This is a genomic window from Tabrizicola sp. (assembly GCF_041919135.1).
Taxonomy (GTDB): Bacteria; Pseudomonadota; Alphaproteobacteria; order Rhodobacterales; family Rhodobacteraceae; genus Tabrizicola.
Window position 1 is genome coordinate 173,882 of record NZ_JAYRUJ010000004.1, and the last position, 22,568, is coordinate 196,449.

The window sequence follows — 22,568 nt, forward strand, 5'->3', positions numbered from 1 at the left end:
AATGCTGCGGAAGAAGATCCGGTCGGAACCGGCCGATGGACGCAAGGGGGTCGGCCCGCTGATCCCGCCCTTGGCCGAGACGCAGCGCCCGCTGCGGCAGCAGGTCTTCGAACTGGTCCGCGCCGCCGGGCTGATCCCGCGGGTGCAGGTGGCCAAGGACCTCGGCGTCAGCCCGGCCTCGGTCACCACGATCACCTCGGAACTGATCGAGGCCGGCCTGATCGAGGAGGTCGCCGCCCCGCGCGAGGGCGAGGCCGGGCGCGGCCGCCCGGCGGTGGCGCTGGGCGTGCGCGCCGGGGCCTATCGCGTGGCGGGGATGAAGCTGTCCGACCGCGAGCATACCGCCGTGCTGGTGGATTTCGCCGGCAACCTGATCGCCGACGACGTGATCCCGCGCCGCCCCGGTCCGATGTCCCTGACCGAGATCCTGGACGCGATCGAGGCGCTGCTGGACCGGGTCTGCGCCAAGGCCGGCCTCCCGCGTGAGGCGCTGTCGGCGGTCGGCATCGGCGTGCCAGGCTTCGTCGACAGCGCCGAGGGCACGGTGCTCTGGTCCTCGGTGCTGGCCGACCGGCCGGTGCCGCTGGCCGCCGCCGCCGGGGCGCGGCTGGGCCTGCCGGTGACCATCGACAACGACGCGAACCTGGTCGCGCTGGCCGAGCTTTGGTTCGGCGCCGGGCGCGGCCTGTCGGATTTCGCCGTGGTGACCATCGAACACGGGGTCGGCATGGGGTTCGTGATGAACCACCGCATCTATCGCGGCGCGCAGCGGCTGGGGCTGGAACTGGGCCATACCAAGGTGCAGCTCGACGGCGCGCTCTGCCGCTGCGGGCAGCGCGGCTGCCTCGAGGCCTATGTCGCCGACTATGCGCTGGCGCGCGAGGCCTCGACCGCGCTGAACTGGGGCCACAAGGAAAGCCAGCCGATCAACGTGCTGCTGGAAAGCCTTTATGACCACGCCAAGGCCGGCAATGCGACCGCGAAGTCGATCTTCCGCCGGGCCGGGCGCTATCTCGCGGTCGGGCTGGCGAATGTGGTGAACCTGTTCGACCCGGCGCTGATCATCCTCTCGGGCGAGCGGATGCGCTATGACTACCTCTACGCCGCCGAGACGCTGGACGAGATGGACAACCTGACGATCAACACCGGCCGTCCCCGCCCGCCGATCGAGATCCACGCCTGGGGCGACCTGCTCTGGGCGCATGGCGCGGCGGCCCTGGCCCTGTCGGCGGTGAGCGAGGGGCTTCTGGCGCCGCAAGCGCGCGAGATCGCGGCGCAGTAGCCCCCGGGCCGGGCGCCGGGGGTTTCACACCCCCGGACCCCCGTGGAGTATTTGCGAAAAGAGCAAGCGCAATTTGAGTCAGATGCTGCGCGTCTCGTCCGCGAGCAGGGCGGCGAGGCCCTGCGGATAGTCGGGGTAAAGCAGGCTGACGCCGAGGTCCCGCTTGATCCGGTCGTTCCTGACCCGCTTCGACTCGCCATAGAAGGCGCGCTGCATCGGGGTCATGCTGGCCTGGTCGAAGGGCACCTCGGGCGGGTCGGGCAGGCCGAGGAGGCGGGCGGCGTGACTGAGCACCTCCTCGGGCGGGCAGGGGTTGTCGTCGCAGACATTATAGGCCGCGCCGGGGTTCGGGTGGCGGATCGAGGCCTCCAGCACCTGGGCGATGTCGGCGACATGGATGCGGCTGAAGACCTGGTCCGGCTTGACGATCCGCCGGGCGGTGCCGTCGCGCACCTTCTCGAACGGGCCGCGGCCGGGGCCATAGATCCCCGCCAGGCGGAAGATGTGGACCGGCAGGCCGGTGGCGCGCCACTGGGCCTCGGCCAGGACGCGCTGGCGGCCGCGGTCGGATTGCGGGGTGAGCGGCGTCGCCTCGTCGACCCAGCCGCCCCGGTGGTCGCCGTAGACCCCGGTGGTGGAGAGATAGCCGACCCATTCCGCCCCGGACCGGGCGATCTCCGGCACGGCCTGCAGGAAGGGATCGCCCCCGGCATCGGGCGCGGCCGAGCAAAGGATATGCGTCGCCTCGGCCAGGGCGGGGCCAAGGTCGCCGGGCCAGAGCAGGGGTTCCACCCCCTCGGCGCGGAAGGCCTCGGCCTTGGCCGGGTTGCGGGTGGTGCCGATGATGCGCCAGCCCTGCGGCAGCAGGCGGCGGGCAAGGGCGCGGGCGGAATAGCCGTGGCCAAGCGAGAGAAGCGTCGTCATGGCGCGACTATCGGGGGGGCGGCGGGCGGGCGCAAGGGGCGTCACAATCGCTTCACTTGCGCAAGGGCAGGGCATCCGGCTTATATGGCGGATCAGTTTCAGGACCGAAGATGCAGGACGATCCGACCACCGCCATGTCATGCCCCATGCCCCGGGATCATGTCGGCTTCACCGACGCCGCCGCCGCGGTGGACCTGTTGCAGCACCTTTACGACGAGGCGACGCATTTCCTGGCCGAGGGCTTCCGCAACACCCTCGGCGCGGGCCATCCCGGCCACCGCATCCGCGCCTTCTACCCCGAGATCCGGATCACCGTCAGCAGCTTCGGCAAGGTCGACTCGCGCCTGTCCTTCGGCCATGTCGCCGGTCCCGGCACCTATGCCACCACGGTCACGCGGCCGGACCTGTTCCGCAACTACCTGATCCAGCAGATCGAGCTTCTGCTTCAGAACCACGGCGTCCCGGTCGAGATCGGCCTGTCGCATACGCCGATCCCGATCCATTTCGCGGTGGCGGCGACGGTCGGCATGGCGGTGCCGCAGGACGGGGTGATGGAGTTCGCGCTGCGCGACGTGTTCGACGTGCCGGACCTCGCGACCACCAATGACGACATCGTCAACGGCACGCTGCTGCGCTATCCCGACGGCTCGGCCCCGCTGGCCCCCTTCACGGCGCAACGGGTGGATTACAGCCTGGCGCGGCTGGCGCATTACACGGCGACCGATCCGACGCATTTCCAGAACCATGTGCTGTTCACCAACTACCAGTTCTACGTCGAGGAATTCGAGACCTTCGCCCGCGCGGCCCTTTCCGACCCGGCGCTGGGCTATACCGCCTTCGTCGCGACCGGCAACCAGGAGATCACCACTCCGGACGGAGAGATCCAGCCCGTCGCCAAGCTGCCGCAGATGCCGACCTATCACCTCAAGCGGGCGGACGGGCAGGGCATCACCCTGGTCAACATCGGCGTCGGCCCGTCGAACGCCAAGACCGCGACCGACCATATCGCCGTGCTGCGGCCGCATGCCTGGCTGATGGTCGGCCATTGCGCCGGGCTGCGCAACAGCCAGAGCCTGGGCGATTACGTCCTGGCCCATGCCTATCTGCGCGAGGATCACGTCCTGGACGACGACCTGCCGGTCTGGGTGCCGATCCCGGCCCTGGCCGAGATCCAGATCGCGCTGGAGGATGCGGTCGAGGAGGTCACCCAGCTGGAAGGCTATGAGCTGAAGCGGATCATGCGGACCGGCACCGTCGCCACCATCGACAACCGCAACTGGGAATTGCGCGACCAGTCCGGCCCGGTGCGCCGGTTGTCGCAGTCCCGTGCGGTGGCGCTGGACATGGAAAGCGCCACGATCGCGGCCAACGGCTTCCGGTTCCGGGTGCCCTATGGCACGCTGCTCTGCGTCTCCGACAAGCCGCTGCATGGCGAGCTGAAGCTGCCGGGCATGGCCAGCGACTTTTACAAGACCCAGGTCAGCCGCCATCTCCAGATCGGGATCCGCGCGATGGAGCTGCTGCGCGAGACGCCGATCGCGCGGCTCCACAGCCGGAAATTGCGCAGCTTCGAGGAGACCGCCTTCCTCTGACGTGGTGAAAATCCCCCGAATCGGCCGAATCCGCCGTTCGGGGGTTGATTTTGGGCGGGAAACTGTGTGTCTGGGCCGTGGCCTCGTTCCGGGGATGGCGCCGGCCGCAAAGCTGGCCGCAGTCATGCCGATTACAGTGCATATAACAACGAAGGATGATCAGATGTCCAAACCGATGACCAAGACGCAACTGGTCGCTGCCCTGGCCGAGGCCATGGGCGCCGACAAGAAGACCGCCGGGTCCGCTCTGGATGCCATCGCCTCGGTCGTCGCGCGCGAAGTCGCGGCCGGTGGCGCCGTGACCCTGCCGGGTCTGGGCAAGGTGGCCTGCAAGGCCCGCCCCGAACGTCAGGTCCGCAACCCCGCCACGGGCGAGACGATGACCAAGGCCGCCGACAAGCAGGTCAAGTTCGCCATCGCCAAGGCGCTCAAGGACGTGGTGAACGGCTGAGGCTTTCCCCGGCCGGGATTTCGTGGAAGGGTCGCCCATGGGGCGGCCCTTTTGCATTGAGAGGCGCATATGGCCAAGGTCACCGGCATCGGCGGCATCTTCTTCCGGGCGCGGGATCCGCAGGCGCTGATGGCCTGGTATCGCCGTCACCTCGGCATCTCCCAGCCGGACGAGGTGGTCTGGATGCAGGCGGCGGGGCCGACGATCCTGTCGCCCTTCGCGGCCGGGACCGACTATTTTCCGGCGGAGAAGCAGTGGATGCTGAACCTGCGCGTCGATGACCTGCAGGGCATGATCGCCGATCTGCGCGCGGCCGGAATCGCGGTCGAGACCCGGGCCGACTGGGACGGCGACGGCAGCTATGGCGCCTTCGCCCGCCTGCACGATCCCGAGGGCACCCCGATCGAGCTTTGGCAGCCGCCCGCTTGACCTTGCGCGCGGGGCCGGGCACCACGCCGAAGATGGATTTCCGCGCGCTTCTTCTTGGCACCGCCTTCGCGGCGATGTGGTCCTCGGCCTTCGCCACCGCGCGGGTGATCGTCGCCCATGCCCCGCCGCTGGCCGCGCTCTCGGCGCGGTTCCTGATCTCGGGCCTTCTGGCGGTGCTGGTCGCGCGGGCGCTGGGCCAGTCCTGGCGGCTGACCGGGGCGCAGGCGCGGGCGGTGATCCTGTTCGGCCTGTGCCAGAACGCGGCCTATCTCGGGCTGAACTTCGTCGCGATGCAATGGGTCGAGGCCTCGCTGGCGGCGATCATCGCCGCCTCGATGCCGCTGATGGTCGCGGCGCTCGGCTGGGTCTGGCGGGGCGAGCGGATCCCGGCGCTGGGGATCGCGGGGCTGGTGGCGGGGCTTCTGGGCGTGGGGCTGATCATGGGCACCCGGCTGACCGCGGGGGCCGACCCGCTGGGCGTGGCCTTGTGCGTCGCGGGGGCGCTGGCGCTGGCGGTGGCGACGCTGACCCTGCGCGGCGCCGCGGCCGGGGGGAACCTGCTGATGGTCGTGGGCCTGCAGATGCTGGTCGGCGCCGTCGTGCTGGGCGCGCTCTCGGCCGCGACCGAGGTGCCGGCGGTCCGCTGGTCCGGGCCCTTCCTGGCCGCCTTCGCCTACCAGATCGCCGTCCCCGGCCTGACCGCGACGCTGATCTGGTTCTCGCTCGTCCGCCGGATCGGGGCGACCCGGGCGGCGACCTTCCACTTCCTGAACCCGTTCTTCGGCGTGGCCATCGCCGCCGACCTGCTGGGAGAGCGGATCGGCGCGCTGGACCTGCTGGGGGTGGCCGTCGCCATGGCCGGGATCCTGGCCGTCCAGCTATCGCGCCGGTCCTAGGCCAGCGGCTTGACGAACAGGATCCATTCGCCGGCATCGACCTGCCAGTCGCCCTTGACCACCGGCCGCCGCGCGACCTCGCGGTAGCCCCTGGCGCGATACAGGCGCAGCGCGTCGTGATGGGTGTCCTCGGCGATCAGGCTGATGGTCTTGTGGCCCCTCTCGCGGGCGATCTCCTCGGCCTTCGCCAAGAGCGCGCTGCCGCAGCCCTTGCCGCGGAACGGGTCATAGGTCGCCAGCACGTTCAGATACCACGCGCCGGGGGCCATCGCCTCCAGCTCCAGCAGCGGGACGAAGATCGGCGGGGTGTCGGGGTCGATCGGGCCGGGCTCCTCCTCGGCGGCATAGCCCAGCAGGCAGGCCGCCACCTCGCCCTCCACCTCGGCCAGCCAGGCGTTGCGGTACGAGAAATTGCCGCTCTCCCGCGCCGCACGTTCGCGTCCATAGGCCCAGGGGTCGCCCTCGGGGCCGACCGAACGCTTCCAGAAATGCAGCGGCAGGTCGTCCGCCGCCATGTTGATGAAGCGGACCAGATGCGCGGCATCCTCGGCCCTGGCGTCACGGATCAGCATGGTTCCCCCCTTTCGCTCCGGCCCGAGTGATCGGCGAAACCGGCCGGATGCGCAAGGGCGCGGCGCTTGACTTGTCGGCGCGGCCATAGGACCAAGGCCGGATGCTTTTTGGAGGGACAAAGATGAGCGACATGGTCTACCGCTTCCCCGCGCCGGGGCCAGAGCCGATGGTCACCGATCTCGAGGGCTGGACCAAGATCGAGGGCAACCCGACGATGCGGACCTGGGTGCAGCACACCTCGCTCGACGGCAGCGTGATCTCCGGCACCTGGGCGGCGACGCTGGGCACCTGGCATACGGTCTACAAGTTCTACGAATTCGTCCACCTGATCGAGGGCCAGATCACCATCACCCCCGAGGGCGGCGAACCCGTCACCCTGCGGCCGGGCGACGGCTTCGTGGTCGAGCCGGGCTTCAAGGGCACCTGGAAGATCGAGGCGCCGGTGAAGAAGCACTTCTGCATCAAGCTGAAATGACCCGGCCGGGGGCGCTGGTCAGGCCAGCGCCCCCGGATCGCGGCGCGGAGGCGATCATGCCGCCTCGCCGAAGGCCAGGCTGGTCATGCCGATCGACCCCCAGGAGAAGCTGCGGTGCAGCGCCCGGCCCTTGCCGCCGCCCGCGCCCATGGCGACGAACAGCGGCATGAAATGCTCGGGCGTCGGATGCGCGGTTCGCGCGCCCTCCATCGCCATCGGGAATTGCAGCAGCGCCGCCGTATCCCCGGCCTCGACCGCCGCGACCACCCGGTCGTCGAAATCGCGCGCCCAGCCGGGGGCCGGCGTCCCCTCGCGCGCGATGGCGCGCAGGTTGTGGACCGTGGCACCCGAGCCGACGATCAGCACGCCCCTGTCCCGCAGGGGCGCCAGCGCGCGGCCAAGCGCCAGATGCTCGGCCGCCGAACCGCCCCGGCGCAGCGACAGCTGGATCACCGGCACATCCGCCTTGGGAAAGGCCAGCAGCAGCGGGATCCAGACCCCGTGGTCATAGCCGCGTCGGGGATCGGCGTCATGCGCGATTCCCGCCGCCGCCAGCGCGGCCGAGACTTCGGCGATCACCACCTCGTCGGTGCGGGCGGGGTAGGTCAGGCTGAACAGCCGGTCGTCGAAGCCGCCGAAGTCGTGGATCGTCTCCGGCGCGGCGGCGGTGCCGATGGTCGGGCGCGCGGCCTCCCAATGGGCCGAGACGACCAGGATCGCGCGCAGGCCGGGGAAGGACGCGCCAAGGCTTTCGGTAAAGGCGCGGGCCGGGGTGTCCGAATAGGGCAGGTCGGGCGCGCCATGGGCGATGAACAGGCTGGGCAGGGTCATTGCACGGACTCCAGAAGCGCGGTCACATGGGCCGGACCGGCGGGCACGATGCCCGACGGGTTCAACGCCTTGATCGAGTAGTAACCGGCCTTGATATGGTCGAGGTTGACGGTTTCGGCGACACCCGGCAGGCGCAGGATGCGCTCCATATGGGCCTGCAGGCGCGGATAATCCGCGATCCGGCGCAGGTTGGTCTTGAACAGCCCGTGATAGGCCGCGTCAAAGCGGATCAGCGTGACGAAGAGGCGGATGTCGGCCTCGGTCAGCCGGTCGAACAGGTAATCCCCGCTCAGCCGCTCCTCCAGCCAGTCCAGCGTGGCGAAGACCTGGCCCACCGCCTCGTCATAGGCCGCTTGGGTCGAGGCGAACCCGGCCTTGTAGACGCCATTGTTCAGCCCGTCATAGATCCGCGGGTTGATCGCGTCGATCTCGGCCGCCAGCTCCGCGGGGTAAAGCTCGGCCTTGCCGGGCGCGAGGTCGGCGAAAGCCTTGTCGAACATCCGCAGGATATCCGCGCTTTCGTTGCTGACCATCCTGTCGGTCTGGCTGTCCCACAGCACGGGAACCGTGGCGCGGCCGGTGAAACCGGCGTCGGCATGGCTGTAAAGCTGGTGCATATGGGCAAAGCCGTGCAGCGGATCGGCATCCGATCCGGGAAAGCCGCCGAAGGCCCAGCCCTGCTCGGTCAGCACGGGATTGACCACGGTGACCGGGATCAGCTCCTCCAGCCCCTTCAGCTTGCGCGCGATCAGCGTGCGCGAGGCCCAGGGGCAGATCAGCGCCACGAACAGGCGATAGCGCCCGGCCTCGGCCTTGAACCCGCCGGTGCCGGTCGGTCCGGGGCTGCCGTCGGCGGTGACCCAGTTGCGGAAGGACGAGACCTGGCGCAGGAAGCGGCCCTTGTCGTCCTTGGCCTGCACGGGCTGCCAGTCCGAGGTCCATTTGCCGTTCACAAGCATGGTCTGTTCCTTCGTGTGAGAGACGCCGGGCCTCGCGGGCCCGGCGCGGGTTGGTCGGATCCGGACTCAGGCCCGGGCAGCGGCAAGGCGCGGCTCGCGGCTGCTCGGCACAAGCGCCAGCGCGCCGTCACCCAGCGCCGCCAGCGCCGCCTGCACCGCGGCCCACATCAGCGGGTATTCGTAGCCGCCATTCGGGTTGGACCAGTTGAAGCCCGCGCCGCCATGGCCGAACACCGCCGCGCCAAGCAGGACCGGCACCAGCGCCAGCGACACCAGCCGCGCCTTGATGCCCAGGATCAGCGCCAGGCCGCCGCCGACCTCGGCGAGGACGGTCAGATAGGCCAGCGCGCCGGGCAGGCCGATGCTCTCGAAATAGCCGACGGTGCCGGCGGGGGTGAAGACGAACACCTTCACCAGGCCATGGAACAGGAACAGCGCGCCGGTCGTCAGGCGCAGGGCGAGGATGGCATAGGGGGCGGTCTTGTGGTCGATCATCTCGGGTCTCCTGGGGGATCGGGGTCAACGTCTGATGCCGCCAATATGCGCCCCGGATGCCCTGGCGAAAATGGCGAAGGCGTGGTATGACTTTCGCCCAGGCGTTCCGGATTGGCGATGCGACGCTGATCGGCAGGTCCGCGCGGCTGAAGCCGGTCAGATCGGCACCAGCCGTTCCGCGGCCAGATCCTTGATGATCAGGAACTCGGGCAGGCAGGAAATCCCGTGGCCGGCCCGCATGGCATCGCGCCGCTTCCGCCCGCTGCCCGAGATGACGACAGTCAGGTTTGTCGATCGGGCCAGGCACGGGGCAGGGGTGTTGGCGCGCGCCCGGCCATGCGGGCGGTCGCGATGGAAGTGAAGCTGTCAATCGGCCCGCAAAGTTTCCGGGCCGATTGCGCGTGCCGATCAACACCTTTGCGTCACCGCCGCGTCTGGCGCCCCTTGAGTGCGCTGACGCGGCGGCGTCCTGCCTTTTTCAATCGGGTCCGATCCGGCGACGCCTGCACAGGTTCAAACTGACGGAATGGGGAATTCCATCCACTGGGTATAATTCGCTCGCGCCTGCTGGAGCGTGATCTTTCCCTCCTGAAGATCGGCCTCGATGGCCTCCAGGCTGCGTTCCTCGGGCTTTCCGTATCCCCCGGCGCCCGGCGTCTCGATCACGGCACATGTCGCCTCCGTGATCTCGATCCGGGTGGCTTTCGACGATAGCGGTGTGCGTTGTCCGTCCGATGCCAGCAGATAGAAGCGGCCGCTCGCGCCCGGCGTGCCGCCAAACAGACCCCAGGGTTGGTGATGGAACCTCTCGCCGACGCCGTTGAACTCGCAGACATGATTCACGGGGCGGATCACCCGGCGGATCCCCATGCCGCCCCGCTGGCGGCCGGCGCCGCCCGTGTCGGGGATCAGAGAGTACTCCTCGACCCGCAGCGGATATTCAAGTTCGATCGCCTCGACCGGCAAGTTCGAGGTGTTGGTGATATGGACTTGCACGCCGTCCTTGCCGTCGCGGGCAAAGCGGGCGCCCATGCCGCCCCCGAGGGTTTCGAGATAGACATACATCTTCCCGGTGCTCGGATCCGTGCCGGTGAACACGGCCGAGGTATTGGCTCCGTTGGCCGCCGCAACGACCTGCTTCGGCACGACGGGCGCAAGCGCGCCCAGCACGCAATCGACGACCCTTTGGCAGGAGTTCGCACGCATGGCCACCGCTGCGGGAGCGACACAGTTGACGAAGCTGCCGGGCGGGGCAACGATGTGGATCGCGTCGAAAATCCCCTGATTGGTGGGGATCTCTGCGTCAAGGAGAGCCTTGAGCGAATAGCAGATCGCCGATTGTGTGGCGTTCCAGGTCAGGTTGAAGTTGCCTTTCACCTGCGGGTCGGTGCCGGTGAAGTCGAAGGTGATTTCCTCGCCCGACTTGGTGATGGCAAGCACGATGCGGATGTCGGTGGTTCCGGCGCCGTCGTCGTCCATCATGTCCTCGAAACGGTAGGTGCCGTCCGGAAGCGAGGCGATCGCCTTGCGCATCCGCAACTGCGTCCGTTCGATGACCGCGTCGAAGATCGCCGAGGTCCGCTCCGCACCATGCACCTTGAGCAGGTCCCGCAAGCGGCTCTCGCCCAGTCGGCAGGCGGCAATCTGCGCATTCAGGTCGCCCCGCCGCTCCTGAGGCAGGCGCATGTTCAGCAGCAGCAGCCGCAGCAGGTCTTCGTCGCACTTGCCACGCCGGTAAAGACGCATGATCGGAATGCGCAGGCCTTCCTTGTAGATCTCGTCCAGCCCACCCGACATGGACCCGACAGCCGCCCCGCCCACATCGGCGTGGTGGATGATGTTGGCGATGAAGCCCACGAGCCTGTCGCCGTCGAACACCGGAGACGCCATGTTGATGTCGGGAAGGTGCGTGCCGCCGGCAACATGGGGATCATTGGCGATGAAGATGTCGCCGGGGCCGATATCCTCGCCGTAGATCGCAAGCAGTTCCTTCATCATGCCGCCCATCGAGGCGAGGTGCACCGGCAGGGACATTTCCGCCTGGACCACAAGCCGGCCCCTGGCATCGGCAATGGCGGTGGAGTGGTCGTGGCGTTCCTTCACGTTGCTGGAAAAGGCGCTTCGCATGATGGTGATGAAGCATTCGTCAGCGATGGATTTCAGTCCGTTCCAGGCGATTTCCAGGCTGATCGGGTCGATCTCGAACTTAGACATTGGAAAGCTCCATGATCATGTTGAGGGCATCGTCCACGCGCAGCTTCGCGTCGGGCGGGACCACCGTCGTGCTGTCGAGTTGCGTGATGATGGCCGGGCCGGGCAGGCTGGTCCCGGCCGGCAGGACGGACCGCGAATAGATCGGCGTCGCCACCGGGCCCGAGCCGTCGAACCAGACCGGCACGCGCTCCTCTGCCTCGGGCTGGGCCATGTCCACGGCGCCCTTCGCCTCGCCCTGGGTCAGCCGCGCGGTGGCGCGCAGGCGCAGGTTGACGGTTTCCACCATGCCCTCCGGGTCGCAATGGCCATAGCTGCGCTGGTATTCGGCGAGGAACGCCTGTTTCAGCGCGGCTGCATCCGGGAAGGGCAGGTCGTCGGTCCCGCTGGCCACCGGAACCGCCAGTTCGTAGTTCTGGCCGAAGTAGCGCATGTCGAAGCTCAGGAGCAGGTGGTGTTCTGCATTGCCTTCCGCCTCCTGCGCCAGCCAGGACTGGGCCTTTTCCACCAGGCTGGCGCATTCGGCCTGAAGTTGCGGAATGGTGTCATCCGACAGGATGGTCCGGCAGTTGGCGACGAAATCCTCCTGAAGATCGGCCATGATCAGGCCCTCGGCACACAGGATGCCGGGCGCATGAGGGATGAGGATGCGCTTCATGCCCAGTGATTTCGCCACATCTGCGGCATGAAGCCCACCGGCGCCGCCGAAGGGCATCAGGGTGAAGCGCCGCGGGTCATAGCCCTTTTCGATCGACACCACCCGGATGGCGCGGGACATGTTGGCGTTGGCGATGCCGACGATTCCCAGCGCCGCTTCCTCCAGCGAGACACCCAGCTGGCGCGCGACCGGCGCCACCGCCTTGACGGCGAGGTCGCGGTCGATGGTCAACCCTCCGCCGGCAAGCTTGGTGGGCAGGCGTCCCAGGATGACGTTCGCATCGGAAACCGTGGGCAGGGTGCCGCCCTGGCGGTAACAGGCCGGGCCCGGCACTGCACCCGCGCTTTCGGGACCGACCTTCATCAGCCCGTCGTTGCCGATCTGGGCGATCGAGCCTCCGCCCGCGCCGACGGTATGGATATCCACCATGGGAAGCCGGATGCGGAAGCCGGAAATATCGCGCGTGCTGGCAAGGGCGGTCTTGCCCTCGCGGATCAGGCAGACGTCGGTGCTGGTTCCGCCGATATCCAGGGTGATCACGTCGCCGATGCCCGAACTCGCGCCCGCGCCAGCCGCACCGACGGCCCCCGCAGCCGGGCCCGAAAGCGCCGTTCGCACCGGGAACTGCCCGGCCCGATGCACGGACATCAGCCCGCCGCTGGACTGAAAGATGCCGAACTCGGCTTCCGGCGCCACGGTCTTCACCTCGGCCTCCAGCCTGGCCATGTAGCTGCCGACTTCGGGCTGCAGGAAGGCGTTGATCAACGTGGTCGAAAACCGCTCGAATTCGCGGAACTCGGGCTGGACCTCGGAGGAGATCGACACGAACACCTGCGGCAACGCGGCGCTGATCGCTGCGGCGATGCGTTGCTCGTGTTCGGGATTGATGAACGAGAAGATCAGGCAGACCGCGACTGCCTGGATGTCGCCCTGGGCGCGGATCGCATCGATGAGTTGGGCGATGTCCTCGTCCTTTAGCGGCTGCAGGACCTCTCCCTTCGGGCCGATGCGTTCGTCGATCTCGAAGCGGAGGTGACGGGCCGCCAGCGGGACGGGAGCATCGGCCTGCAGGTCATAGATCAGCGGACGGGCCTGCCGGCCTATTTCCAGCAAGTCCCGGAAGCCGCGTGTCGTGACCAGCGCAACTTTCGCGCCCTTGCGTTGAAGCAGCGCATTGGTGGCGACGGTCGTGCCATGGGCGAAACGACCGATTGCCGCAGGATCGATGCGGTGCAGCTCGGCCATTTCCCTCAGGCCGTTGAGCACCGCGCGTGAGGGATCGTCCGGCGTGGATGCACGCTTGTGAATGACGGTTCTGCCCGTGGACATCTCCCGCGCGCAGAAGTCGGTGAATGTCCCGCCCACATCGCAGCCGACAATCCAGTTCTCCATATCTCGTCCCCAACGGTCCAGAGTGAGTTATCCGATCTTCGAAGGCATAAAATACATCGTGTATAAAAAGCAAGCCCCAATCTGCAGCAGCGCGAGGAGAGGTGGCGCCCGCGATGCAGGGTGCCCGACGCGACCCGGATATCGTTCCAGGCGGGCCTCAAGCACCCCGCGCTTCGTCGTTCCAAGAGGATCAGGTCCGCGTCCGAATCATGCCGGCCCGTGGTGAGGCGGTGAGCCGCCGGCGTGCCGACCGGAACGGTGCGATTCGGGCGTCACAATCAGCTGACACGCACTTGCGGCCCTGAACGAAACCGTCCGGGCCGGCGCGCAAAATGGCGTCGCAGCGACAGGTTCCATGATCCGGCTGTTGCAGAATGTGGAATTCCGATGCTCTGCGGGGCGGCGGTGAAAAGAGGCTTGCTTGCCAGAATACACCGTGTATAAAATTAACTCCAGATACCACGACAGCCCGTCACGACGGCCCGCAGGAAAGGCGCTGGAAGTGTTGCAGATCGCGCGACAGCCGCAGGATTGCCCGCTACGGGCCGACTCGGAAGCGCGCGGGATGTCTGCAGCTGTTGACGGTTTCATGCGGCCACATGGTGCCACGTCTGCCCCGTGGATAGCCGCTGAATCCAGGAACAAGGCCGCCGCGTCCTTTGGCGCAGGCGCCGGGAAGAACAACAGGGAAGCCATAGATGACCCAACTTGCGGAAGTGCCATCGGCCTCTGCGCGTCGTGAATTCGTCAGCCTGCTCGACGCAGTGCGGTTTTGGGCTGAAGCTACGCCAGAGGCTCTCGCAGCCGATACCAGCGACCACGGCCGGCTGAGCTATGCCGCGCTGAAGGCCGACGCCGAATCCCTTGCGCGCGCCTTTGTGGCGCTGGGGCTGAAGGCGGGCGACCGGGTGGCGATCCAGCTGCCCTCGATGCCGGAGTTCCTTACCACCTACATCGCCTGCACGATCACGGGCTGCGTGCTGACGACGTTGCACGTGCCCTACCGGAAAGAGGAGCTGCGCCCCCTGCTCCGCTTCGCCGGGCCGCGCGCCGTGGTCACCGCAAGGGTGGGCGCCTATGACGCCCCCGCCACCATGTCCGACCTGGCACGCGACATCGAGCCTCTGGAACATGTGATCGTCGTGGAAGACACGACCGGCCCCGGCCAGCTTTCCTTCGCGGCCCTGGTAGAGGCGCACCGGCAGGGCGATCTGCCGCCGCAGCCTTCCGCGGATTGCGATGCGGCGTTGTGTTTCACCTCCGGCACCTCGGCAGCGCCCAAGGGGGTCGTGCGTTCGCAGCGGTCATTTGCCCGCAATGCCTCGGTGTTTTCGGGACTGCTGAACCTGACCCGGGAAGACCGGGTGATGATCGCCCCGCCGTTGACGCATGTCTTTGGCCTGTCCTGCGCGGGCAATGCGCTGCATTCGGGGGCGACGGTGGTGCCGATCCCGGTCTTCACGCCGGAGATCTACGCCGAATACCTGTTCGAGATGCGGCCCACGGTCATTTATTCCGCGCCGGCGCACCTGGCCGCCACGCTGAAAAGCGGGGAAATGGACCGCCGGTCGGCCGATACCGTCCGCGATGTGATCGTCGGCGGCGCGATTTGCCCGCCCGAGGTCGCCGCCCGATTCGAGGAGAAGCTGCCCAACGGTCGGGTCGGCTGCCTGTTCGGAATGACGGAGACGACGCTCAGCACGCAGACCGATCCGCTCTCTTCGGCAGAGGTGCGGCATGGAACGGTGGGCAAGCTGGCGCCGGGCCTGTCGGTGCGGATCGTGGATCGCGACGATGGCCGGACGCTTCCGGTCGGCGAAGAAGGCGAGATGCAGCTTTCCGGCTATTCCGTGCTGGACCGCTATGTCGGCACCCACGAGGCAAACCAGACGGCCTTCACCGAAGACGGCTGGTTCCGGACGGGTGACATCGCCTCGATCGATGCCGAGGGGAACATCATGATTACCGGCCGGGTCAAGGATGTGATCAATCGGGGCGGCATCAAGATCAACCCCTCCGATATCGAAAGCCTGCTGGACGCGCATGAAGCCATCATCCAGTCGGCCGTCGTTCCCATGCCGGACGAGATCCTGGGGGAACGGCTCTGCGCCTACACCGTCTTGCGACCGGGCACGGAACTGACGCTGGACGGCCTCTGCGCCTATCTGGAGGCCCGCCACGTCGCAAAGATGCGCTGGCCCGAGCGGCTGGAAATCATCGACGCCATGCCGATGACGCCGACCCGCAAGATCATCAAGCCCGTCCTGGTTGCCGATATCCGCAAGAAGCTCGGCCACGACTGACCGCCAATTGACCTCGACCTATCCCGAAAGAGACGACCCATGCACGGATACCTTCTGACCGCCTATGGTCCGCCAACCTCGCACCGGCTGGGCGAACTGCCCGATCTGGTGCCTGCCCCCGGCCATGTCCTGATCCGTAACGAAGCGATCGGTCTGAACTATCCCGACGCCCTGATGGTGCAGGGCAAATATCAGAAACGGCCCGAGCCACCCTTCATCCCCGGACGCGACTGCGCCGGTACCGTGATCGCGGTCGGCGACGGGGTGGAAGGCTTCCGGCCCGGCGACCCCGTGGTCGCGCAGGTCTTCAAGGGTGCGTTCGCCGGTCAGGTCCTGGCGCCGCTGAACCGGGTGTTCGCCCGCCCCGCCGCGGTGTCGGCCCTCGATGCCGCGGGCGCGATGACGGTCTTCAACACGGCCTATGTCGCGGTGGTCATCCGCGCGAACGTCAAGGCCGGTGACCGCGTCGTGGTCACGGGGGCGGCCGGCGGCGTGGGGGCTGCGGCGGTGCAGCTTGCGGCCAATCTCGGGGCGCATGTCGTGGGGGTCGTCTCTTCGGAGGAGAAGGCTGACCTGGTCCGCCAGTCGGGGGCCGAGCAGGCGCTGATCGTCACCGAACGCGACGAAGAGCCGCTGAAGGCGGAGTTCAAGCAGCGGGTGCGCCGGGCATGGGGCGACGACCGGGGCGCGAACGTGGTGATCGACACCGTTGGCGGGGCGATGTTTCAGGCCAGCCTGCGCGCGCTGGGTTTTGCCGGCAAGCTGGTGATCGTCGGCTTCGCCTCGGGCGAGATCCCCGCGGCCAAGGCCAATTACCTGCTTTACAACAACCTCTGCGTGATGGGCGCGCCACTTGACATCCACTTTGACGAGGCGCTGGACGAGATTCGCGCCGGGACCGCATGGTGGCTGGGCTTGCTGGCCGAGGGCAAGGCGCAGGCCAATGTAACCGCCACCCTGCCGTTTGACCGGCTGATGCAAGGCTTGCAGGATATCCTTGACCGCAAGGTGACTGGCAAGCTTGTCGTCGATGTCGGTGCGCGCGCGTGACCCCGTCACCGAACTTCGCCGCGCTCGCGTTCCAGCCCTTCCGAGGCGATGATCCGCTTCTGGCCGCGCTGGGCGAGGTGCGGATGGCGCGCTCTGACGAAGGGCTTGTGCTGCGGCTCGACTGCGGGCCGCGGGCACGAAATCCGGGCGGCGTCATCCACGGCGGAACCTTCGCCACCCTGTTCGACGTCGCCTTCTACGAGGCCACCCGCACGGGGACCGAGCCGCCCGCCGTAACTTCGGCACTGGAGCTGAAATTCCTGCGCCCCGGCCGGCCGGAGCTGCCGCTGCATGTCGAGGTCCGGGTGCTGCAGGCGGGGCGCAGCACCGTCTTCCTGGTCGGATCCGCCTGGCAGGAAGGCCGCCAGATTGCCTTTGCCAGCGGCCAGTTCACCCGGATCGCCATGCGTGCCGCGACCGGCCCCGCCCTTTCCACGCCAGACCGGGGGACACTCCATGACCGCCCTGATCATTGAGCAGCTGCTGAACGGGCTTCAGCTTGGCGTCCTGCTGTTTCTCATCGCCGCGGGCCTGACGCTGATCTTCGGCGTCATGGACTTCATCAACCTCAGCCACGGCTCTCTCTTCATGCTGGGCGCCTATTTCGCGGTGCTTTTCCAAGAGCTTACCGGCTCGTTCTTCCTGGCCGTGTCGCTGGCGGGCCTATGCGCCTGCGTCGTGGGCCTGGTCTTCGAGCTGCTCCTTGTGCGGCGGCTCTATCACCGCAGCCATCTCGACCATGTGCTTGTCACCTATGCGCTGATCCTCGTCGCCAACGAATCCGTTGCCCTCCTGTGGGGCGCGACACCGATCTTCTCCGGCCTGCCAGACGAGCTTTCAAGCCTGGTCACCCTGCCTTTCGGCATCTCCTATCCGGTCTACCGGCTTCTGGTGATCACGGTCGGCATCGCGGTCGCGGCCCTGCTGTTCTATCTGGTCAAGTACACGCGGGTCGGAATGCGCGTCCGCGCCGGCGCCTCGAGCCGGACCATCGTCTCGGTGATGGGGGTGAACATCAGCCTGCTGTTCACGCTGGTCTTCTCCTTCGGCGCCTTCCTGGCCGGGCTGGCCGGGGCACTGGCCGGTCCGCTCCTGTCGGTGCAGCCGGGAATGGGCGAGACCGTGCTCATCCTTTCCTTCGTGGTCGTGGTGATCGGGGGACTTGGTTCCATCAAGGGCGCCCTGCTGGCCGCGATCATCGTCGGGCTCATCGACACGATGGGCAGGGCCTTCCTGCGCGATTTCCTGTCCGCCTTCCTTTCGGCCCGCGTCGCAAGCGAAGCCGGACCGGCGCTGGCCTCGATGCTCGTCTACATCCTGATGGCGCTGATCCTGTTCTTCCGTCCCGAGGGGCTTCTGCCCATGCAGAAACGGAGCTGACCCATGCGGCGATCCCAACTTCCCGCGCTTCTTCTTGCGGTCCTGGCAGTCGGGGTCGGGCCGGTGGCGGCGCTGGTCGCCGACGATCCCTACCTGCTGTCGATCTTCGAGCGTTTCCTGATCTTTGCCGTCGCGGCAAGCAGCCTCAACCTGATCCTCGGGTATGGCGGCATGGTCAGCTTCGGTCACGCGGTCTATCTCGGGCTCGGGGCCTATGCGACCGGGCTGCTGGCCAATGCCGGGCACGAGTCGCTGTGGATCCAGGCGCCGGTGGTCGTGGTGGCCTCGGCCATCGCGGCCTTCCTGATCGGGAAGATCGCGCTGCGCACCAGCGGCGTCCATTTCATCATGATCACGCTCGCGCTGGCGCAGATCCTGTACTATCTCGCGCAATCGTCCTCGGCCTTCGGCGGCGACGACGGGATGGTCATTCACGCCCGCACCACGCTTTGGCCGGGGTATGATGCCTTCGACCCGTGGCAATTCTACGCCTTCGTCGCGGTGACCTCGCTGGCGCTGCTCTGGCTGGTGGATGTCGTCGTCCGGTCGGACTTCGGCCGCAGGCTGGTGGCGGCGCGCGAGAATGGCCAGCGGGCCAATGCGCTGGGGTTCGACGTGACCGGCACCCGGCTGGTGGCATTCGTGATCGCCGGGGCGATCTGCGGGCTGGCGGGGATGCTGCTTGCCAACCAGAGCGAGTTCGCCACGCCCGGATATTCCAACTGGCAACGCTCGGGCGAGCTGCTGGCCATCGTCATCCTCGGCGGGGTCGGGACCCGGTCAGGCCCGATCCTTGGCGCGCTGGTCTTCATCGTGGTCGAACATTACCTCGTCTCGATCACCACGCACTGGCCGATCCTGTTCGGGCCGCTGCTGATCCTGGTGGTCCTGTTCTTCAACTCCGGTCTTTCGGGTGTGGTCGCAGGCCTGGGCGGAAGACTGCTTGCAACCCCTGCGGGAGGTGCGAAATGACCCGTCCCGCCGCCGCCCCCGCGCTGGAGATGCGCGACATCACCGTGCGCTTCGGCGGGATCGTCGCTCTCAACAAGGTCAACCTGACCCTGGCTGCGGGCAGCGTGCATGCCCTGATCGGGCCGAATGGCGCAGGAAAGACGACCCTGGTCAGCGTCCTGTCCGGCGAGCGCCGTCCCAATGCCGGAACCGTCAGCATGGATGGCGCCGACATCAGCGGCCTCAGCGCGCTTCGCCGCGCCCGGCTCGGGCTGACCCGGACCTATCAGCTGACTGCGCTCTTCCAGGGGATGACCCTGCGCGAGAACCTGCTGCTGAGCCTGGTCGCACGCGACGGACCCGCGCTTTCGGTGGCCGACATCTTCCGTCGGCGCGACCGCGCCCGCCACGCCGACGAGGTGGAGGCGTTTCTCGATCGGTTCGCGCTGCGCGCCAAGGCCGAGGCGAAGCCGGCAGCCCTGTCGCATGGCGACCGCCGCCGGCTGGAGATCGCCATGGCAATGGCCTCGGGACCGAAAGTCCTGCTGCTGGACGAACCCCTGGCCGGCCTTTCGACCGCCGATGCCGAAGCCCTGGTGCGTTCGATCGCCGACGGGATCAAGGGACAGATCCCGATCCTGCTGATCGAACATGACATGGACGCGGTCTTCCAGCTGTCCGACGAGATCACGGTGATGGTGAACGGGACGGTGCTGGCAAGCGGCAGCCCCGAGGCGATCCGCGCGTCGGCCGAGGTTCAGGCGGCCTACCTTTCCGAGGAGGACGACTTCTGATGCTGATCTTCGACAAGGTCTCGGCCGCCTATGGGCAAAGCCCGGTTCTGTTCTCGCTCGACCTCGACCTGCCGTCGGGCGCGGTCTCGACGCTGCTGGGCAAGAACGGCATGGGCAAGTCGACGACGGTGCGCACCATCTTCGGCCTGACCAATCGCATCACCGGCGACATCGTGCTGAACGGTCGGCGGATCAACGGGCTGGCCCCGCACCAGATCGCCCGGATGGGGGTCGCGGTGGTGCCCGAGGGCCGGCAGGTCTTTCCCACGCTGACCGTCACCGAGAACCTGATCGCCACCTCCCGCGACGAGACTTCGCGCGCCCGCGCGGCGGCGGTGCAGGGCATCTTCGAGATGTTCCCCCGGCTGGAGGAGCGCAAACGCTCCTACGCCAACCTGCTTTCCGGGGGCGAGCAGCAGATGCTGGCCATCGGCCGGGCGCTGATGACCCGTCCGCGCTTTCTGATCCTCGACGAGGCGACCGAGGGCCTCGCCCCCAGCATCCGCCGTGAAATCTGGGCCGCCCTGCGCCGCCTGAAGGAGGAACACTACACGATCCTGGTGATCGACAAGAGCCTCAAGCCGCTCTGCAAGCTGGGCGACCGCCACAACATCATCCGCAAGGGCGAACTGGTCTGGAGCGGTCTGTCGGACGAGCTGGCGCAACCCGACGGCGAAGCGATGCGCCTGCTCGGCGTCTGATCTGAAAACCTTCCGGCCCGGCGCGGTGCCGGGCCAGGCTCCGGCCGCGCCCCAGGCGCACGCAGACCCGGCTGCGATCCAACGACGAACCAACAACAGGGAAACGAACCATGCGTAAATCACTTGCGAAACTCGCGCTGGCCACGGCGCTGACCACCAGCCTGGTGTCAGGCGCCGCACAGGCCGAGACGGTGGATGTCGGTCTGATCCTCTCGCTTTCGGGGGCGGGTGCGGTGCTGGGCACCGAGATGCAGAAAGGCGCCGATCTGGCCCTGGAGATGACGGGCGGCAAGCTGGGAGGACAGGAGGCGCGCTTCATCTACGAGGATGACCAGCGCAAGCCCGACGTGGGCAAGACGGCCGCCGAGAAGCTCACGCGGTCGGAGGAGGTCGATTTCATCATCGGCCCTAGCTATTCGAACGTGATGATGGCCGTGCAGGCACCCATCGTGCGGACCGGGACGATCCTCATCTCGCCCAACCCCGCGCCGGGCGAACTGGCCGGGGCGGGCTGCAACGAGAATTATTTCTCGGTCCCCTTCCAGAACGACCAGCCGTCCGAGGCTCTTGGACTGTATATGAACGACAAGGGCATCACGAAGGTATTCGTCGTGGTGCCGAACTATCAGGCCGGCAAGGATGTCGTGGACGGCTTCAAGCGCACCTTCAAGGGCGAGATCGTTTCGGAACTCTACACCCCGCTGGAGCAGACCGACTTCTCGGCCGAGATGACCCAGATCAAGGCCAGCGCACCCGAGGCCGTGCTGGCCTTCATGCCGGGCGGACTGGGCGTGCAGTTCGTCAAGCAGTACGACCAGGCCGGACTGAAATCGCAAGCCGACCTCTATACCGTCTTCACCGTGTTCAACGGCGTTTCGCTTGACGCCATCGGTCCGGCGGCGGACGGGGTGTTCTCGGTCGATCAATGGACCTACGACCTGGACAATCCCGCCAACAAGGAATTCGTCGCGGCCTACAGCAAGAAGTACGGCAGCCTGCCGTCGAACTTTGCCGCCATGGCCTTTGACGCGGTGCGGCTGATCGACGGCTCCATCACCGCCGCCGGCGGCGTGGACGACATGGACGCGGTCCGCAGGGCGATGAAGGCGGCCAGCTTCCAGTCCGTGCGCGGCGACTTCGCCTTCAACACCAACCAGCATCCGATCCATTCGATGCATATTGCCCGTGTCGGCAAGGACGAGGCCACCGGCGGCCTGGCGGTCCGCAAGGAGGCCACCATCGTGGACAAGATGGCGGATTCCTACGCCGCGGAATGCCCGATGCAATAATCCGGTCCGCGTTGCTTCGCCGGAGGCCGCCGATCGGCGGCCTCCGGCTCGTCGTGCCAGTGGAAGACAGGTCTGGTGCCGCCACTGGATTGCGGAGAAAGTCCGAAGTACGACCTCGAAACACCAGCAGGATGTGAACACGATGGACGATGCAGGAAGCTCTCAGGAGGAACGTGGGAAACGTGGCCGCCCGAAAGGGCAGGCAACGCAAAGCGTGTACAGCGCCCTTCGTGGCGAGATCCTGACCCTGGAACTGAAGCCTGGCCAGTATCTGGAAGAAACCGCGCTGGAGAAACGCTTCGGCGTCTCTCGCACTCCGATCCGCGAGGCGCTGATCCGGCTGCAATCCGACCGTCTGGTGAAATTCTCGCCAAACCGCGGCCACTATGTCGAGACCGTCAGTTTCAACGATGTGCCGCGCATCCTCGAGGCTCTGGATCTGCAGCAGGGCGCCGTCCTGCAACTTTCGGCCGCGCGCCACAGTGCCGCTGACCTGGCGAAGCTGAGGAAGATCAACGAAGCCTATCGCATTGCCGGCGAAAGCGATGACCACAAGGGCATGGCGGAACTGAACCACGACTTCCACCTTGCCATCGCCGACGCCGCCGGGAACTCCTTTCTGGCGGAATTCTACGAGACCATGCTGAACTTCAGCATCCGCCTCAGCTATCTCATGTTCCAGAGCGCGGCCAGCAACCGCGAGGATTTCGAAGGCTATTACACCCAGGTCTACAACGAACACGCCGAGATGATCGACCTGATCAGCAAGGGCGAGGGCGTCAAGTTGCTGGACCTCAGTCGACAGCACTCCCGGCTGTTCTCGAACCGGACGTTGCGGTTCATTTCGGAATGGAGCGAGATCGATTCCTTCGTGACGGATTTCCAGCCAAAGGCGCAATGACCTTCGGAGCGATGCGGGCGCCGGGCGGCAT

The 22,568-nt window shown here is 67.2% G+C and carries 22 protein-coding genes; 15 read left to right on the plus strand and 7 right to left on the minus strand.

What is annotated here, in order from left to right; genetic code table 11:
• Position 1 precedes the first annotated feature (1 nt).
• Positions 2-1,282 carry an ROK family protein gene (locus tag ACE3UA_RS04965; RefSeq protein ID WP_374643131.1) on the plus strand — a complete coding sequence of 427 codons (1,281 nt, stop codon included), beginning with the start codon at positions 2-4 and terminating at the stop codon, positions 1,280-1,282.
• 78 nt (positions 1,283-1,360) lie between these two features.
• Here the strand turns inward: ACE3UA_RS04965 and ACE3UA_RS04970 are convergent, their stop codons facing one another.
• A complete protein-coding gene (locus ACE3UA_RS04970) occupies positions 1,361-2,206 on the minus strand; it encodes an SDR family oxidoreductase (RefSeq protein WP_374643133.1) in 846 nt (281 codons plus the stop codon).
• Positions 2,207-2,340: 134 nt separating this feature from the next.
• Here ACE3UA_RS04970 and ACE3UA_RS04975 point away from each other — a divergent pair, with 134 nt between their 5' ends.
• The 4 genes from ACE3UA_RS04975 (at position 2,341) to ACE3UA_RS04990 (ending at position 5,574) form a co-directional block, all read left to right on the plus strand.
• Positions 2,341-3,798 (plus strand): AMP nucleosidase, encoded by a 1,458-nt coding sequence (locus tag ACE3UA_RS04975; protein WP_374643233.1) that lies wholly within the window; start codon positions 2,341-2,343, stop codon positions 3,796-3,798.
• Between the two features lie 163 nt (positions 3,799-3,961).
• Positions 3,962-4,249, plus strand: a complete 288-nt coding sequence (locus tag ACE3UA_RS04980; protein ID WP_374643135.1) for an HU family DNA-binding protein — start codon at positions 3,962-3,964, stop codon at positions 4,247-4,249.
• A 69-nt stretch (positions 4,250-4,318) separates the two neighbouring features.
• Positions 4,319-4,678, plus strand: coding sequence for a VOC family protein (locus ACE3UA_RS04985; protein WP_374643137.1), 360 nt, complete (start codon positions 4,319-4,321; stop codon positions 4,676-4,678).
• A gap of 32 nt (positions 4,679-4,710) precedes the next feature.
• Complete coding sequence (locus ACE3UA_RS04990; protein WP_374643235.1) at positions 4,711-5,574, plus strand: DMT family transporter; 864 nt, start codon at positions 4,711-4,713, stop codon at positions 5,572-5,574.
• On the opposite strand, the gene ACE3UA_RS04995 is transcribed toward ACE3UA_RS04990, so the two are convergent.
• A complete protein-coding gene (locus ACE3UA_RS04995) occupies positions 5,571-6,146 on the minus strand; it encodes an N-acetyltransferase family protein (protein ID WP_374643139.1) in 576 nt (191 codons plus the stop codon). The two genes, ACE3UA_RS04990 and ACE3UA_RS04995, sit on opposite strands and share 4 nt — an antisense overlap.
• A 122-nt stretch (positions 6,147-6,268) precedes the next feature.
• Here ACE3UA_RS04995 and ACE3UA_RS05000 point away from each other — a divergent pair, with 122 nt between their 5' ends.
• Complete coding sequence (locus tag ACE3UA_RS05000; RefSeq protein ID WP_374643141.1) at positions 6,269-6,622, plus strand: cupin domain-containing protein; 354 nt, start codon at positions 6,269-6,271, stop codon at positions 6,620-6,622.
• Between the two features lie 54 nt (positions 6,623-6,676).
• On the opposite strand, the gene ACE3UA_RS05005 is transcribed toward ACE3UA_RS05000, so the two are convergent.
• The 5 genes from ACE3UA_RS05005 to ACE3UA_RS05025 form a co-directional block, all read right to left on the minus strand.
• Positions 6,677-7,453 carry a class III extradiol ring-cleavage dioxygenase gene (locus tag ACE3UA_RS05005; RefSeq protein ID WP_374643143.1) on the minus strand — a complete coding sequence of 259 codons (777 nt, stop codon included), beginning with the start codon at positions 7,451-7,453 and terminating at the stop codon, positions 6,677-6,679.
• Positions 7,450-8,412, minus strand: coding sequence for a glutathione S-transferase family protein (locus ACE3UA_RS05010; protein ID WP_374643146.1), 963 nt, complete (start codon positions 8,410-8,412; stop codon positions 7,450-7,452). The genes ACE3UA_RS05005 and ACE3UA_RS05010 overlap by 4 nt, the downstream gene beginning before the upstream one ends.
• A gap of 66 nt (positions 8,413-8,478) precedes the next feature.
• On the minus strand, positions 8,479-8,907 hold the full coding sequence (locus ACE3UA_RS05015) for a DoxX family protein (protein WP_374643148.1): 429 nt from the start codon (positions 8,905-8,907) through the stop codon (positions 8,479-8,481).
• Positions 8,908-9,420: 513 nt separating this feature from the next.
• Entirely contained in the window at positions 9,421-11,121 is a 1,701-nt protein-coding gene (locus tag ACE3UA_RS05020; protein WP_374643150.1) for a hydantoinase B/oxoprolinase family protein, read from the minus strand.
• Positions 11,114-13,168 carry a hydantoinase/oxoprolinase family protein gene (locus tag ACE3UA_RS05025; protein ID WP_374643152.1) on the minus strand — a complete coding sequence of 685 codons (2,055 nt, stop codon included), beginning with the start codon at positions 13,166-13,168 and terminating at the stop codon, positions 11,114-11,116. Before ACE3UA_RS05025 ends, ACE3UA_RS05020 begins: the two co-directional genes overlap by 8 nt.
• 698 nt (positions 13,169-13,866) lie before the next feature.
• Between ACE3UA_RS05025 and ACE3UA_RS05030 the strand changes: the two genes are divergently transcribed.
• The 9 genes from ACE3UA_RS05030 to ACE3UA_RS05070 all read left to right on the plus strand — a co-directional run bounded on the left by ACE3UA_RS05030 (position 13,867) and on the right by ACE3UA_RS05070 (position 22,537).
• Positions 13,867-15,471 (plus strand): class I adenylate-forming enzyme family protein, encoded by a 1,605-nt coding sequence (locus ACE3UA_RS05030; RefSeq protein ID WP_374643154.1) that lies wholly within the window; start codon positions 13,867-13,869, stop codon positions 15,469-15,471.
• Between the two features lie 39 nt (positions 15,472-15,510).
• The gene (locus tag ACE3UA_RS05035; RefSeq protein ID WP_374643156.1) at positions 15,511-16,521 is read left to right on the plus strand and encodes an NADPH:quinone oxidoreductase family protein; all 1,011 of its coding nucleotides are present in this window, start codon (positions 15,511-15,513) and stop codon (positions 16,519-16,521) included.
• Positions 16,518-16,997, plus strand: coding sequence for a PaaI family thioesterase (locus ACE3UA_RS05040; RefSeq protein ID WP_374643158.1), 480 nt, complete (start codon positions 16,518-16,520; stop codon positions 16,995-16,997). The genes ACE3UA_RS05035 and ACE3UA_RS05040 overlap by 4 nt, the downstream gene beginning before the upstream one ends.
• Positions 16,978-17,901: a branched-chain amino acid ABC transporter permease gene (locus tag ACE3UA_RS05045; RefSeq protein WP_374643161.1), complete on the plus strand. Its 924-nt coding sequence runs from the start codon at positions 16,978-16,980 to the stop codon at positions 17,899-17,901. Before ACE3UA_RS05040 ends, ACE3UA_RS05045 begins: the two co-directional genes overlap by 20 nt.
• 3 nt (positions 17,902-17,904) lie before the next feature.
• A complete protein-coding gene (locus tag ACE3UA_RS05050) occupies positions 17,905-18,873 on the plus strand; it encodes a branched-chain amino acid ABC transporter permease (RefSeq protein WP_374643163.1) in 969 nt (322 codons plus the stop codon).
• Positions 18,870-19,646 (plus strand): ABC transporter ATP-binding protein, encoded by a 777-nt coding sequence (locus ACE3UA_RS05055; RefSeq protein WP_374643165.1) that lies wholly within the window; start codon positions 18,870-18,872, stop codon positions 19,644-19,646. The genes ACE3UA_RS05050 and ACE3UA_RS05055 overlap by 4 nt, the downstream gene beginning before the upstream one ends.
• Positions 19,646-20,347: an ABC transporter ATP-binding protein gene (locus ACE3UA_RS05060; protein ID WP_374643167.1), complete on the plus strand. Its 702-nt coding sequence runs from the start codon at positions 19,646-19,648 to the stop codon at positions 20,345-20,347. The genes ACE3UA_RS05055 and ACE3UA_RS05060 overlap by 1 nt, the downstream gene beginning before the upstream one ends.
• Before the next feature lie 110 nt (positions 20,348-20,457).
• Entirely contained in the window at positions 20,458-21,636 is a 1,179-nt protein-coding gene (locus tag ACE3UA_RS05065; protein ID WP_374643169.1) for an ABC transporter substrate-binding protein, read from the plus strand.
• Positions 21,637-21,850: 214 nt separating this feature from the next.
• The gene (locus tag ACE3UA_RS05070) at positions 21,851-22,537 is read left to right on the plus strand and encodes a GntR family transcriptional regulator (protein WP_374643171.1); all 687 of its coding nucleotides are present in this window, start codon (positions 21,851-21,853) and stop codon (positions 22,535-22,537) included.
• Positions 22,538-22,568 lie beyond the last annotated feature (31 nt).

Bases quoted from the DNA above. Each gene is read 5' to 3' on its own strand.
- ACE3UA_RS04965 (WP_374643131.1), top strand. From the start codon at position 2: ATGCTGCGGAAGAAGATCCGGTCGGAACCGGCCGATGGACGCAAGGGG.
- ACE3UA_RS04970 (WP_374643133.1), bottom strand. From the start codon at position 2,206: ATGACGACGCTTCTCTCGCTTGGCCACGGCTATTCCGCCCGCGCCCTT.
- ACE3UA_RS04975 (WP_374643233.1), top strand. From the start codon at position 2,341: ATGTCATGCCCCATGCCCCGGGATCATGTCGGCTTCACCGACGCCGCC.
- ACE3UA_RS04980 (WP_374643135.1), top strand. From the start codon at position 3,962: ATGTCCAAACCGATGACCAAGACGCAACTGGTCGCTGCCCTGGCCGAG.
- ACE3UA_RS04985 (WP_374643137.1), top strand. From the start codon at position 4,319: ATGGCCAAGGTCACCGGCATCGGCGGCATCTTCTTCCGGGCGCGGGAT.
- ACE3UA_RS04990 (WP_374643235.1), top strand. From the start codon at position 4,711: ATGGATTTCCGCGCGCTTCTTCTTGGCACCGCCTTCGCGGCGATGTGG.
- ACE3UA_RS04995 (WP_374643139.1), bottom strand. From the start codon at position 6,146: ATGCTGATCCGTGACGCCAGGGCCGAGGATGCCGCGCATCTGGTCCGC.
- ACE3UA_RS05000 (WP_374643141.1), top strand. From the start codon at position 6,269: ATGAGCGACATGGTCTACCGCTTCCCCGCGCCGGGGCCAGAGCCGATG.
- ACE3UA_RS05005 (WP_374643143.1), bottom strand. From the start codon at position 7,453: ATGACCCTGCCCAGCCTGTTCATCGCCCATGGCGCGCCCGACCTGCCC.
- ACE3UA_RS05010 (WP_374643146.1), bottom strand. From the start codon at position 8,412: ATGCTTGTGAACGGCAAATGGACCTCGGACTGGCAGCCCGTGCAGGCC.
- ACE3UA_RS05015 (WP_374643148.1), bottom strand. From the start codon at position 8,907: ATGATCGACCACAAGACCGCCCCCTATGCCATCCTCGCCCTGCGCCTG.
- ACE3UA_RS05020 (WP_374643150.1), bottom strand. From the start codon at position 11,121: ATGTCTAAGTTCGAGATCGACCCGATCAGCCTGGAAATCGCCTGGAAC.
- ACE3UA_RS05025 (WP_374643152.1), bottom strand. From the start codon at position 13,168: ATGGAGAACTGGATTGTCGGCTGCGATGTGGGCGGGACATTCACCGAC.
- ACE3UA_RS05030 (WP_374643154.1), top strand. From the start codon at position 13,867: ATGACCCAACTTGCGGAAGTGCCATCGGCCTCTGCGCGTCGTGAATTC.
- ACE3UA_RS05035 (WP_374643156.1), top strand. From the start codon at position 15,511: ATGCACGGATACCTTCTGACCGCCTATGGTCCGCCAACCTCGCACCGG.
- ACE3UA_RS05045 (WP_374643161.1), top strand. From the start codon at position 16,978: ATGACCGCCCTGATCATTGAGCAGCTGCTGAACGGGCTTCAGCTTGGC.
- ACE3UA_RS05050 (WP_374643163.1), top strand. From the start codon at position 17,905: ATGCGGCGATCCCAACTTCCCGCGCTTCTTCTTGCGGTCCTGGCAGTC.
- ACE3UA_RS05055 (WP_374643165.1), top strand. From the start codon at position 18,870: ATGACCCGTCCCGCCGCCGCCCCCGCGCTGGAGATGCGCGACATCACC.
- ACE3UA_RS05060 (WP_374643167.1), top strand. From the start codon at position 19,646: ATGCTGATCTTCGACAAGGTCTCGGCCGCCTATGGGCAAAGCCCGGTT.
- ACE3UA_RS05065 (WP_374643169.1), top strand. From the start codon at position 20,458: ATGCGTAAATCACTTGCGAAACTCGCGCTGGCCACGGCGCTGACCACC.